10 protein-coding genes are annotated in these 13,695 nt (G+C 35.6%); 8 read left to right on the top strand and 2 right to left on the bottom strand.

The features are described from left to right. Nucleotides 1–117 precede the first annotated feature (117 nt). Together Bccel_RS21325 and Bccel_RS21320 are read right to left on the bottom strand one after the other, a co-directional pair. Entirely contained in the window at nucleotides 118–966 is an 849-nt protein-coding gene (locus Bccel_RS21325; protein ID WP_036937120.1) for a class I SAM-dependent methyltransferase, read from the bottom strand. Between the two features lie 152 nt (nucleotides 967–1,118). Further along, nucleotides 1,119–2,264 carry a copper amine oxidase N-terminal domain-containing protein gene (locus tag Bccel_RS21320; RefSeq protein ID WP_036937123.1) on the bottom strand — a complete coding sequence of 382 codons (1,146 nt, stop codon included), beginning with the start codon at nucleotides 2,262–2,264 and terminating at the stop codon, nucleotides 1,119–1,121. 245 nt (nucleotides 2,265–2,509) lie between these two features. Here Bccel_RS21320 and Bccel_RS21315 point away from each other — a divergent pair, with 245 nt between their 5' ends. The 8 genes from Bccel_RS21315 (at nucleotide 2,510) to Bccel_RS21280 (ending at nucleotide 13,595) form a co-directional block, all read left to right on the top strand. Then, complete coding sequence (locus tag Bccel_RS21315; RefSeq protein WP_050754067.1) at nucleotides 2,510–5,182, top strand: calcium-translocating P-type ATPase, SERCA-type; 2,673 nt, start codon at nucleotides 2,510–2,512, stop codon at nucleotides 5,180–5,182. A 387-nt stretch (nucleotides 5,183–5,569) separates the two neighbouring features. After that, entirely contained in the window at nucleotides 5,570–6,592 is a 1,023-nt protein-coding gene (locus Bccel_RS21310; RefSeq protein WP_036937125.1) for an ABC transporter ATP-binding protein, read from the top strand. 1 nt (nucleotide 6,593) lies between these two features. After that, nucleotides 6,594–7,325, top strand: coding sequence for an ABC transporter permease (locus Bccel_RS21305; RefSeq protein WP_036937128.1), 732 nt, complete (start codon nucleotides 6,594–6,596; stop codon nucleotides 7,323–7,325). 5 nt (nucleotides 7,326–7,330) lie between these two features. Next, nucleotides 7,331–8,743: a GldG family protein gene (locus Bccel_RS21300; RefSeq protein WP_036937131.1), complete on the top strand. Its 1,413-nt coding sequence runs from the start codon at nucleotides 7,331–7,333 to the stop codon at nucleotides 8,741–8,743. After that, nucleotides 8,740–10,137, top strand: coding sequence for a DUF4340 domain-containing protein (locus Bccel_RS21295; protein WP_036937134.1), 1,398 nt, complete (start codon nucleotides 8,740–8,742; stop codon nucleotides 10,135–10,137). Before Bccel_RS21300 ends, Bccel_RS21295 begins: the two co-directional genes overlap by 4 nt. Nucleotides 10,138–10,400: 263 nt before the next feature. Then, a complete protein-coding gene (locus tag Bccel_RS21290; RefSeq protein WP_036937137.1) occupies nucleotides 10,401–11,456 on the top strand; it encodes a YkvI family membrane protein in 1,056 nt (351 codons plus the stop codon). 68 nt (nucleotides 11,457–11,524) lie between these two features. Then, nucleotides 11,525–12,646 (top strand): DUF5711 family protein, encoded by a 1,122-nt coding sequence (locus Bccel_RS21285; protein WP_050753698.1) that lies wholly within the window; start codon nucleotides 11,525–11,527, stop codon nucleotides 12,644–12,646. A gap of 262 nt (nucleotides 12,647–12,908) precedes the next feature. Then, complete coding sequence (locus tag Bccel_RS21280; protein ID WP_036937146.1) at nucleotides 12,909–13,595, top strand: CvpA family protein; 687 nt, start codon at nucleotides 12,909–12,911, stop codon at nucleotides 13,593–13,595. Nucleotides 13,596–13,695: the final 100 nt, after the last annotated feature.

Below are 13,695 nucleotides of genomic sequence, written 5' to 3'. Positions count from 1 at the left end.
ACTAATTAAGGGCATTTAAAAAATACATTATTCTAGTATTTTTAAATGCCCTATTTTACCAGTTAATTATTTATTAGTTGCCTATATATTTTTGTAATAACTATTTTACATTTTTAATTATTTTTTTTCCAGAATACAAACTACCATTTTTACAAAGCACTCCTTAAGTAATGGCAGCTTTGCCGGAAGGTTTAAAATATTTCTTAAGGGTACTTCTCTATGGTAAAGTACATTAAAACTGGTTTGGGAGAGAATTCTGTTAAATCTTTTTATAGTCATCCTATTTATATAAGAAAAATATTCTTTACCATTATCATCTTTTGAGATTCTAAAATCGATACGCTCTTTTCCATCAGGCAGGTCTTTTACCAAATCCTTATAGACTTCTATGAGTGTTGCCTGGCTAAAAAACAAGTGTACCCAAGGGAAGCCTATTGCATCACTCAAATGGGCTCCGAAAGGGTGATGATATGGGGGGAAATTGAGATATATCCTACCACCTTTTTTAAGCACACGATGGCATTCGTTTAAAACCTTCAGAGGTTCTGATACATGTTCCATGGCATCGTTAATTATTATTACATCAAAGGTGTTGTCTTCAAAGTCCATGTTTGAGGCATCGCCAAGAATAAAACAAAAACGGTCTTCAAGGCCTTTTTCTTTAGCAAGGGAATATGCATCTTTTTCATACCTGGGAACAACATCGATTCCATAGACCTTTTTTGCTCCTAATGAAGCGTAATACAAGGTTTTTCCGGCAGCACCGCACCCAATATCCAAAACAACCTTGTCTTTAAACATTTCTTCGGTGCTTACTTTTTCCAAATAAAATTTGATTGTTTCAATCCCCTTTTCGTATTGCCACTGGGAATAGGTTTTGACACCCTGGTTTTGGAGGTTGAAAGGATGCACCGGTAAGGGGAAAAGCTTGTTCATTTTTTTGCATAAGGCACTACCAAGACTCATTATATTATCTCCTTGTATTAATAGAGTATAAATTTACTTAATCACCTTTAATATAATAAACCAATACGGTTTTTTTTACAACTTGCAAAATCATTACATAAATAAAAAGCCGGTGAGAGCCGGCTTTTTATTTATGTAATTTATGATGCAAATTATAATTCAGCTTTTTTGGCAGTACTTATAACTTCATCAGGTACCTTAATTTCATAATCTCCATTAAAGTCAGTATACTTCATTTCCATTTTCATATCAGCATCTATCTTTTGTGTACTTCCTTCAATGGTCTGATTCATAGTAATTGACATATCCATTTTTGCACTTTTTGGAACATATGTTGTTTTGTCAAGTGACATTTCCATGTAAACTGAATTATACTCAATACCTGTTCCTTTAACATTATCACCCAACTGACTCATAAGGGAATCCATATAAATATTACCCTTTAAAATTATTTCATCCTTTGAGCTATCATCAACAGTCAGGCCTGCATACATTTTGTCTGATAACTCTATGCTGGCTTGCTGGCTCAATTGCTTTTGGAATTGCTCCATATCCATTTCTTGATAAATCCAACTTCCGGACATAGGATCTTTGGTGTATACTTTATTGTCTGCCATATACTGTTCTGTAGGAAGTGACATACCAAGCATATTCACGGTGCTTGTCATATGCATAATAAAGTTTTTAACGTCCATTTCCATATCGCCGCTCATCTTTACATTGCTTTTCTGACCCACTATAGTCATGTTCATATCGGCAGTATAACTGCATTTCATTGTTTTTGCGTCTTTTGTTGCTTCGTTGGATTTTTCCAAAATACTTTTTACTTTGTTAAATTCTTCTTCTTCTCTGATCATAACAGAGTTAGAGGCTTGATCCCATACAACTTTTTTTCCAAAAGCCTGTGAAACAAACCTTGCAGGTATGTAAGTGTTACCGTTGTAAAGTACAGGCTCAACATCTAATGTTTGTTCAACTGAGTTGACTGTAGCTTTATTGCTTCCTATCTTGAGGGATACATTAACATCGTCTTTTTTAAGAGCTATGCTGCGGTCATTACCGTTCCATGCTATATGATCATTATCATTTTTAACACCCAAATTAACCGATACTTCTCTAAAGGGAAGCATTGTTCTTCCTTTATAATTGATCGGAGCTTTTGAATATTTATTGACCTTACCATCGATTATAATCTTTATCTTTGGTGATTCCTTGATACTATCAGCGGCAAATGATGCAGATGCAAACAGTGATGCAAAGAAAATACTGCATACTAATAACAAAATATTCTTTTTCATAAAAAATCCTCCTTTTTATATTAGTATAATTATTATTTATTTTCATAAAGTTGTCAATCATCGATTACTTATAAAAGAATGTTTGTATATAGATTTATATAGGAATGAGTTGATTTGTGTCTTAATAGCTCATTATTTTGGTCTATTAATCGTTTTTATGCATAGAAATAGGACTGATAAACAGAATTTAAGGAGAGTGTTATGTATTGAGGGAAACAACACGGTTAAAACAAAATACGGAGAGTTTGCCGTTAAAGAAATTGTCAAAGGAAGATCCAATTCCTGAGGAAACATATAAAGGTATAAGCAGTAAACAAGCAGAGAAGCTTCTTTTAATACATGGCCCTAATTCACTGGCAGAAAAGAAGAAAGTTTCGGCCGTTAAGATGTTTTTTGAGCAATTTACCGATTTTATGGTATTGATACTCATAGCAGCAACAATTATTTCTGCTTTTATGGGTGAAATAACAGAAGCGGTTACAATAATTGCTATTGTTATGCTTAACTCGGTTTTAGGCTTTCTGCAGGAGTTCAGAACGGAAAAGACCATGAGTGCATTAAAACAGCTTACAGCACCAACAGCAAAGGTAATAAGGGACGGGACTATGGACAACATACCTGCAGATATGATTGTGCCAGGTGACTTGTTGGTTTTGGAGGAAGGAGACAGAATTCCTGCCGATTGTCGGCTTATTCAGATTAACAGCATGCAGGTTGATGAGTCGCTATTGACGGGTGAGTCGGTTCCTGTAGACAAATCTAAGGATAGTAAATCTGATCCAGCTGGAAAGAACAGCGTTATTTATATGGGCACAATTATAACGAGAGGCAGAGGAAAGGCAATAGTAGAAGCCACAGGAATGAATACTGAGATGGGAAAGATAGCGGATATGATTCAGAACATAGAATCTGATGAAACCCCGCTTCAGAAGAAACTTGCCGGCCTTGGAAAGTTCATAGTATTCGGGTGCATTATAATCTGTGCCATCGTTTCAATCACAGGTATTATAAGGGGAGAACAACTTTTCACAATGCTTTTGTCCGGAATAAGCCTTGCTGTTGCTGCCGTACCTGAAGGTCTGCCTGCCATAGTAACCATAGCTTTGGCACTTGGTGTTCAGAAAATGCTCAAAAGGAATGCACTCATAAGAAAACTTCCTGCCGTTGAGACTTTAGGGTGTGCAAGCGTCATATGTTCAGACAAAACAGGTACTCTAACTCAGAACAGGATGACTGTGCGAAAAATATATACTTGGTCTGAAAAGACAAGAAGAAAGGAAATAGTTGAGTTTGACAGTTCAAAAATTGATGAAACTGCCAGGTTTGCCCTTGAAATCGGAGGAGTATGCAACAATGCGGTTATTATAAACTCACATGAGGAGAAGGAAAAGGGTTTTAAGAAAATTAAGAGCATTTTTTCCAAGCATCAGGTGCAGTTCGGAGGGGATCCAACTGAAATTGCTCTTTTAGAGGCAGCACTTAATGCAGGTATTAGTGAAAATACATTAAATGTGTCATATAAGAGGATTGATGAGCTGCCCTTTGATTCGGACAGAAAGTGCATGTCGGTTATATGTGAGCTTAAGAATGGGGAGCGGTATGTATTTACAAAAGGGGCACCTGATATAATACTTGATAAATGTTCAAATATAAACGCAGCTTCTGAAATTAAGAAGATAACTTCTGCACAAAAAAATGAAGTAATGGGTGCAAATGATACTATGGCATCAGATGCACTGAGGGTTTTGGGAGTTGCATTCAAAAAGTTGGGTTCGGGAAGATTAAATAAGAATGAGATTGAAAGGGATCTGACATTTGCCGGACTTATAGGAATGATAGACCCTCCAAGGAAAGAAGCCAAGGATGCAGTTAACAAATGCAAGATGGCTGGAATAAAAACTGTTATGATAACGGGAGACCATAAAATAACTGCTGCGGCTATAGCAAAGGAGATAGGTATTCTTCAGGAAGGAGATATGGTTCTTACCGGAGCAGAGCTTGATGAGTTAGGCGATGTAGGCCTTATGAAAGTAGCAGATAAGGTGTCGGTCTATGCGAGAGTATCTCCGAAGCACAAGCTGATGGTAGTAAAAGCACTTAAAAAGCTTGGCCATGTTGTTGCAATGACCGGTGACGGAGTTAATGATGCACCTGCAGTAAAGGAAGCTGATATAGGGGTTTCCATGGGAAAAACAGGAACTGATGTTACAAAGGAAGCATCTGCAATGATACTTATGGATGATAACTTTGCAACAATTGTTGCAGCTGTAGAGGAAGGACGTGTAATATACAATAATATAAGGAAATTTATCAGATATATGCTGTCATGTAATCTTGGGGAAGTGCTTACTATGTTTTTGGGAATGCTTATAGGTCTTCCTATTCCGCTGCTGCCCATTCAGATATTGTGGGTCAACCTGGTAACAGATGGACTACCTGCCATAGCACTGGGATTAGATCCGCCGGAAAGGGAAATTATGAAAAGAAGGCCAAGGGGGGCGAAAGAGAATATTTTCTCAAACGGTCTTCTCAAACTGATTCTTTTCAGGGGAACGCTTATAGGGATAAGTACCCTTGCAGTTTTTGTAAGCATACTTCATTTTACCGGAAGCATAGATGATGCAAGGACTGCAAGTTTCGTGACATTGGTTATAACACAGCTTATCCATGTGTTTGAGTGTAAATCCGAGAGGAAAAATATTTTCGAGATACCGTTATTTAACAACGTGCCTTTGGTTCTATCGGTTTTGTGTTCTGTAATTATGATACTTGGTGTGGTATATATGCCTGTTTTTCAAGGTATATTCAAGACAGTACCCCTTTCTTTTAACGATTGGGTGCTCATTTTAGGATTCTCATCATTAGGTCCTGTGCTATCAAGCTTCTTGAGACTTAATAAAGAGCCGAGAATGAAATAAGTTCTTACATGTTAAACATCCGGCTAACAGATGGCATAAAAGCCATAATCAGCAGCTGGATGTTTTTTGTGTTTGGAAAATTATGATGAATATTATGTCACGATTTCTAAGCATTATAAAATCACTTGAAAAAACAATAAGAAACCTATATAATGGACAAGTATGAGCAAAAGGGTTATTAGGTTAAATCTGATTGCTCATAATATATATTAAGTTTTAATAATCTTACATTTGGCGGAGGACAAATGTAATAGATTATTCACTTTTAATATAGTAACAATTTGTTCACAATTTATTAAAATTCTTTTGAGATAATTGTGATATTACGTCTTTGCTTTCTTAAGGAAAACTTAATATTATTATATATACAGGGGGGAATACATTAAGATGATTGAAATTCAAAACATGTCTAAGCGGTACGGTAATGTTAATGCCGTTAGAGACCTGAGTTTTACCCTGGAAAAGGGAGAAATTCTGGGATTTCTTGGGCCAAACGGTGCAGGGAAGAGTACTACCATGAATATTATAACCGGATTCATGCCACCAACAAGTGGAACCATTAAGGTATGCGGCTATGATGTTATGGAAGATCCTATTGAAGTGAAAAAAAGGATTGGGTATTTACCTGAACAGCCGCCACTTTATACGGATATGACAGTTAAGGACTATCTGAACTATGTATGTGATTTGAAGCATGTTAAGAGAAGTCTTAGAAAAAATCAGTTGGATGATGTAATGGATTTGGTTAAGATTGGCGATGTAAGAGGAAGGCTCATAAAAAACCTGTCCAAGGGTTACAAACAGAGGGTTGGATTGGCACAGGCTTTGGTTGGTTCACCGGAAGTTTTGATATTGGACGAACCTACAGTTGGCCTTGATCCAAAGCAGATAATTGAAATAAGAAATCTTATTAAGGCTCTTGGAAGAAATCATTCAATAATATTAAGTTCACACATTTTGCCTGAAGTAAGTGCGGTCTGTGAAAGAGTCGTAATAATAAACAAGGGAAGAATTTCTGCTGTAGATACTCCTGAAAACCTATCAAAGTCAATGGATTCCAATGATAGGTACAATGTATCAATAGCAGGACCTGAAAATTCTATAAAGGATATCTTAAAAGGATTGCATGGAGTAATAAATGTAGAATCAGAATCAACCAAGGACAGCGACATAAGTAGTTTCCTTATTGAGTCAACAAGAGATGCGGACATAAGAAAGCCTATGTTCTTCGAACTGGCAAAAGCAGGATACCCTATTATGGAGCTTAAAGCAATGGATAAATCACTTGAGGATGTTTTCCTTGAGATTACTAAAAATGATGTAGTATTGAAAAACGAAGCTGTCAACTTAGAGAAAGCAGCTCACGAAGAGGTTATTGAAAATCCGGTAGAAGATAAGGAGGTTGAATAGGATGGGGTATCTTTCAAGTGTAGTAAGCGTATTTAAAAAAGAGACAAAGTCTTATTTTAATTCCCCTATGGCATATATAATACTAGGTCTTTTTATGTTTATGTCATCACTTTTGTTTTATTTCTTTAATCTGTCTAATAGTCTTGGAACACTGGTATGGATGTTTCAACAGCCTATTTTTGCGTTAATACTCATAATGTTTTGTGCAATATTGACAATGAGAATATATGCGGAAGAAAGAAAAAACGGTACTGAAGTTCTGCTTTTTACTACGCCAAGTAAAATTTCAAGTATTGTTATAGGAAAGTTTTTGGCAGCGTACTTTGTATTTTTTGTTATGGTAGCACTTACCTTGGCTTATCCTTTGGTAATTGTCATATTCAAAGGTACATTGACAATACAGATGTTAGCGGGATATATAGGCCTTCTACTTTTCGGTTCTTGCCTTATTGCAATAGGTATGTTGTGCTCGGCATTGACTGAGAGCCAGATTATAGCTGCCATCATAAGCTTTATAATAATGTTGTTCCTATTTATAGTAGGATCTTTTGCATCAATTTTTGGCGGTGTTGTAACTGAAGTTTTAAGATGGGTTTCGCTTTTTTACAGGTTTACTGATCAATCAACAGGTATATTGAGATTGAATACCATGGTTTATTTTGCAAGTGTAACGGTATCATTGATTGTTATAACATTTCTTGTAATTGAAAAAAGACGTTGGAGTCAGGGGTGATAAAAATGGCAAATAAAAACTCAAAGGGTTTTAAATACGGTGCAGCAGCGATATTGACGGCTGTAATCGTTATCATAATTGCAGTTGTTGTAAATCTCATTGTTATCAAACTTGACATTCAGTGGGATTTAACAACCAATAAGATATTCAGTTTAAATAAAACATCAGTAGATTTTGTCAAGAAGCTTAATAAAGAAGTAACAATATATGGACTTTATGATAATACAAAGGCTGAAGTAGGGGATCAAAATGCTATATTAAATGAGCTTCTTAAGCAATATCAGAATGCATCAGATAAAATAATTGTAAAATATGTTGATCCGGATAAGGATCCGGCAATAATAAGCAAGCTTGATCCGGAAAAGACAAAACAAATTGCAAAGGGCGATATATTAGTGTCCTGCGGTAAAAAATTGGATGTAATACCTGCAAACAGTATTACTTATTCTCAATCTACTCAATACGGACAGGATACCAGCCTTATGGTTGAGAACTATCTGACCACAGCTATAAAGAGAGTTTCAAACGAAAAGACACCGACAGTTTATTATACTACAGGCCATAATGAGAGCATATTTGTTGATGAGTTCAATCAGATCAAGGTAGCTGTAGAGGCTGGGGGGTATTATACTAAAGCTTTGAACCTTCAAACAGAACCTAAGGTTCCGGATGATTGTGAGACAATTTTTATAATGGCACCTAAATCAGACTTATCTAATGATGAGGGTAAAAAGATACAGGATTACCTTGACAGGGGCGGTAAAATATTCTTTGCATTTGACCCGGTTATTCCGAACCAGAATATGCCAGTGTTTGACAAGGTATTGGCTGAATATAACTTAAGCCTTAACTATGATAAGGTTAAGGAAGGCGATGACAGCAGGTATGTCTCAGGAGATCCAAATAATCTTCTTGTAGCACTTGAATCAAATGCTATTTTCGGCGAAATTCCTGCAGGACAGTTTGCATTGAATATGCCAAATTCAAGAAGTATCAATATATTAAAAGCAAAGAAGGAAGCTCTTGAAATAGTATCTTTGGCAAGAACATCGGAAAAAGCTGTCGGAATGCAGGTTGATCAATCTAAAGGAAAAGACATAAACGGTCCTTTGGATCTGGTGGTTGCTGCAGAATACAGCGGAGGCACCCAAGACAGCAGGATATTGGTATGGGGTAATGCTGCAATGTTTAATGATAAATTATTGACTCAAAACACATATCAGATACTTGCAGTTTGTATGAGCTGGCTTATACAGAACAAGGATGATATGGGTATACCACCAAAAAGCCTGAACTTCGAGACAATTAACATTTCTGAGACCAACGCAAATATCACTGCCATTATCTTGATAGGTGCTGTGCCGCTTCTGATATTTGGATTGGGCACCTTCGTATGGCTTAGGAGGAGGCATCTATGAGGACGTTCAAGAATGTTATTATTCTTGCTGTGGTAATGGTTCTTTTAGTTGGTGCTCTTGTAGCTGTTAATGTCTTTAAAAAAGAAGATGAAGAGAGCGGTAACGTACAACCTACAGTAAAGTTAATACCCTTAATGGAAGCCAAGAAAGATGATATAACGGAATATACCATAGAAAACGATGGAAATAAGTTTACAGTTACTCATAAAGGAACTGAATGGGAACTGACCTATCCGGCAGGGGTTAAATACAGCAAAATAGAAACTGAGAACATGGCTAATAACGCCGCTGGAATAAGTGCATCAAAGATTATAGAGGAAAATGCTGCTGATTTAAAGGTATACGGTCTTGACAAACCAACTGTTGTTTCATTTAAAACAAAGGATGGTAAGGAACAGGTTATTGAAATAGGTTCTAACACTCCAACAGATGAGAGCACATATGTAAAAACAAAAGGATCAAACACAGTTTACCTTGTAGATAAATATAGTGTTGGTGCATTTAAGATTTCCAAGTACTTCTTCTGGAAAAAGGAGTTATTTGATATTACTAAAGATGATATCAAATCATTCACTCTTGAACGCCAAGGAAAAGTAGCTTTTAAAGTAAGACTTGACGATGGCAAGCAGTGGTATTTGACGGAGCCATTGGAGGGTGTAGCAAATTCGGGAAAACTTCAGCCTTGTTTGGATGGATTGCCAAACTTGTCAGCAACTTCAATCGAAGAGGATAAGCCGAAGGATTTGGCGGAATTCGGACTTGACAAACCGGCATATGTAATGACCCTTGATACGAAACAGGGAACTCAAAAGCTTTACTTGGGGTCTGAAGTTATCAAAGGTCAAGAGATATACGGCAAGCTTGAAGGAAATGATACTATTTTTGTTCTTCCTCTTGGAAGCTTGGATTATCTTGACATGCCATTGAAGGATTTGGTAGAGGGATTGATCTATGCACCTGATATATATGATGTTACTGAATTTACACTTGATATGGAAGGCAAGACTACTAATGTCAAGCTTCAGTTAGATGAGAAAAAGGACACTGATAAGGATAAGTATACAGTTAACGGTAAAGAGGCAAACAAAAAGAATTCCGGTGGTGAAGTGTTTGTAAGGGTTTTCTATAGAGCATTAATTGGAATCGGATTTGTTGATCTTGAAACTGAAAATAAAACTGTTCCTGCGTTGAAACCGGAAGTTACAATAACCTACAATATAAAGAAGGCACCAGGTCAGGTTAAGATTGAGTATATACCAAAGGATTCAACAACATATTACGCAGTGATAAACGGAAAATTCACCGGCAAGATTGTATCAAAGTTAGATTTTGATATGCCAAGCGGTGTTAAGGATTCTCTCAGGAAGCTGCTTGAATCTATTGAAAGCAAGTAAGATTTACGGATAACAAAGATTCATAAAAGCTAAAGCACTATGTATTAAAAGTGTTTTAGCTTTTTTAATGTCCATATATGTTACGAAAAAGATTTTACAGGATAAAAATGAATTTTTCGTAACATATGAATCAAGGAAAATGTTTTGCAATAAATAAAAATGTAAAATGATTATTGCAAAACATATAAGAAATTATTAAGAATTAATTTAACAGTCCCACATAGAATTATATTGAAATATTTGTTATGACTGGGGTTGTTTTTTTGAGTGAGGAAATAAAAAACATCTATAAAGTTTCAAGTATCTATGTAACAACAATAATAGGAGCAGGGTTTGCATCCGGTCAGGAAATAGCAAGATTTTTTTCAGGCTATTATAAAGGTGGATTCTATGGTATAGTGATTGCGGGTATATTGTTTGCCGTAGTAGGATGGCTGGTTCTTGACAAGGTATACACAGGAAGAATTAAGAGTTATGAGGAATTTTTATATCCTACTGTGGGATGGTTTTTTGGTAAGATAATGGATACAGTAGTGACCCTTTTTATGTTCTCGGTATTAAGTATCATGGTGGCCGGACTAGGGAGTATTTTGTCAGATAAGCTAAATATCCAGTTACCGGTTGGGGTGGCAATTATGGCTTTTGTATGCATGTTGCTGATGCTTACAGATATAAGAGGTGTGGTTGCCTTAAGCAGTTTGATTACTCCCATCCTTATTCTTGGAATAGTTTTTACGGGCTTTTATGTTATAATATTTAAAGACACATCGGTATTTAACATGGCAGGTACTTTAAAAGGTATTACAGATAATTGGTTTTTATCCTCTCTCATATATGTAAGCTATAATAGCATAATGTCAGTTGTTGTAATGTCCAATATGCTTCCTTATTTGAAAACTAGAAAGACAGGGGTTTTAGGGGGAATTATTGGCGGTATATCATTATGTGCTATTGCACTGCTGTTAAATACAGTTATCAATATTTTTTATTGGGAAGTTTCCGGCAAGGAATTTCCAATATTAAGTGTTATGGAGAAATACGGCAATTACTTTACTAGCTTCTACACTTTTATACTTTGGCTGGCAATGTTTTCGTCGGCTGTTACATCAGGGTATTGTCTGGTTGACAGGATTGGCAGTAAAATTAAAGTAAACAAAAAGATAATTACAGTAATGACATGTTTATTTATTATTCCAATGTCCTGTTTCGGTTTTGCAAACCTTATAGCTTCGCTATATACACTATTTGGCTACATTGGTTTATTTATGGTTTTTGCCATACTGATCCAAGAGTTAAGAAATGACAAAAAAATTAATTAATCATAACAAAAATATGATAAAATAATAAATCATGCCCTAATCACAAAAGAAAATCGGAGAAATTGATTATGAAATATTCCGAAAAAGAAAAAGTTAGCAATGATTTACATGAAGATCAGCAAAGCAGTGGCAGCTTTAGGCTCAGGAATTTTATTATTTTTGCCATACTATTATTAGCAGTTATTGCCACATCGCTATTCATGTATTTGAAAAGCAAAAACGTGGACTTGGAGAATATGAGCCTAAAGGATATTGTCAATGAGCTGATGGATATATCGGGAAATAAAAGTGGAAATAAAGTTGTTAAAGAGATAGAAATTGGGACAAATGAAAAGCATGTTTTTACTGTTAGCAAAGGCCTCATAATTGAATGTGTTAAGAACAGGGTCAAGGCATTGAATGGAGATGGAGAAGAGCAATGGGTTGTTCCCATATATGCTGCAAATCCTGTTGTAAAGGCTGCGGGTTCCTATGTTATGGTAGCGGATTTAGAGGGTAAGGATGTTTATCTTCTATCTGGCAAAACAATTAAGTGGAGCAAGAAAATGGAGGGTAATATAATAAATGCTGATGTCAACGAAGCAGGCTATGTCTCTGTTGTAAGGCAGGAAAAAGGCTATAGAGGAGCGGTAACGGTAATTAATAAAAACGGTGCTCAAGCTATAAATACAAAAGTTGCTAAAAAGTTTGTATTTATGTCGAAAGTCTCACCATCAGGGGATACATTTGTCATTAACAGCTTTGATGCTTCAGGCATTAAATCAGATGCTGTTATTGAGTTGCATGATTTCAGTGAGAAAGGTGGAGTGGCCTTGGAAACCGGAGATACTTCATTATTTCCTTTTGTGGATTTCCTGGGCAATGGGAATTTGGCGGCAGTTGGAGATTCCAATGTGTATTTATATGACAATGAAGGAAAGGTAAAGTGGATGCAAAAGTTTACCAATAAGAGTTTTATGTGTGGAGATTTGTTATCTGGAGATGCAATTGTTGCTGCAATGAGTGATATGGACAGTTCCGGAAAGATAACTGGAAATAAAACAGACATAACACTTATAAACGATGATGGAGAGAAGAAAACAATTTATTCCATGGACATAAAGGTAAAAAATATCAAGGTATCCAGCGGAATAATTGCAATTAATACAGGTACTTCAGTTTACTATATAAACAGTAAGGCGAGCTTCTAGGTAAGTTCGATTCAAAGACTAATATATCTGAGGTGCATTTTTTAAGTAGGCAAAAAACTGTTTTGGTATGTAAGAACAGTTTAATTATAAATAATATTTAAGGCATGATTAAATATTGCTTACCGTTTTGAGCGTGTGTTCACGAGTTAATTTAGTAATCCCTTAGCCATTGCTTAACACACGAAAGCCAAATTATACGGGAAGTTATATTTTCAACATGCCAAAGCCTTGAAAATTAATTATTTTTTTACAGGAGGAAAAAATGAACTGGTGTGATCTGGTGGTTTTAGGAATTATTTTGGGATTTGCAGTCTTCGGCATGTATAAGGGATTTATTATGAGTGTATTCAAATTGCTGTCCTTCGTAATTTCACTTGTTCTGTCATTTCTGCTCTATCCATATGTTTCTAAATTTTTAATGGGAACTGCATTGCATGATAAAATAAAAGAGAAGATACTTGATAGTATGGTGCTTCAGCAATCAGGTGTTTTTTCAGGAGCAAAAAATGCAGTTGCAGATAAAGTAGTGGAGAATCTAAACGTTCCAGGTTTTTTAAAGGATGTTTTGAAAAGCAAATTTCCTGATCCGACAAAACTGATAGACTTGCAGCAAATAAATAACGTGATAAGCGAAGAAATGACCAAAATTGTTATTTATGTTATCAGTATGATTGTTTTATATATTGTAGTGAGAGTCTTATTGATATTCGCAAAATTTGTACTTGGTGAAGTATCAAAACTACCTGTTTTCAAGCAGGTTGATAAGTTAGGCGGTTTTGCGTTCGGCGGTGTTGAAGGCTTTCTTACAATATATATTATATTTACCATATTGATGGTATTCAGCTCGGTATCCAGTTTCAAGGGTTTGTTTGGTGCACTGGAAAACTCAACTATTGCAAAATATATATTCGAACACAACTTCATCTTTAACTTAATATCCGGTAAATAATATTTTTATCATTGCCATATATGTTACCACATATATATACATAAATCACATAAAAACACTGGACAGGTTTATATAAAACGTAGTAAAATGTTTTTAACTA

Origin of the sequence: Pseudobacteroides cellulosolvens ATCC 35603 = DSM 2933 (assembly GCF_001262605.1) — a bacterium.
Classification (GTDB): Bacteria; Bacillota; Clostridia; order Acetivibrionales; family DSM-2933; genus Pseudobacteroides; species Pseudobacteroides cellulosolvens.
This window is presented reverse-complemented; position numbering and strand designations above follow the sequence as displayed.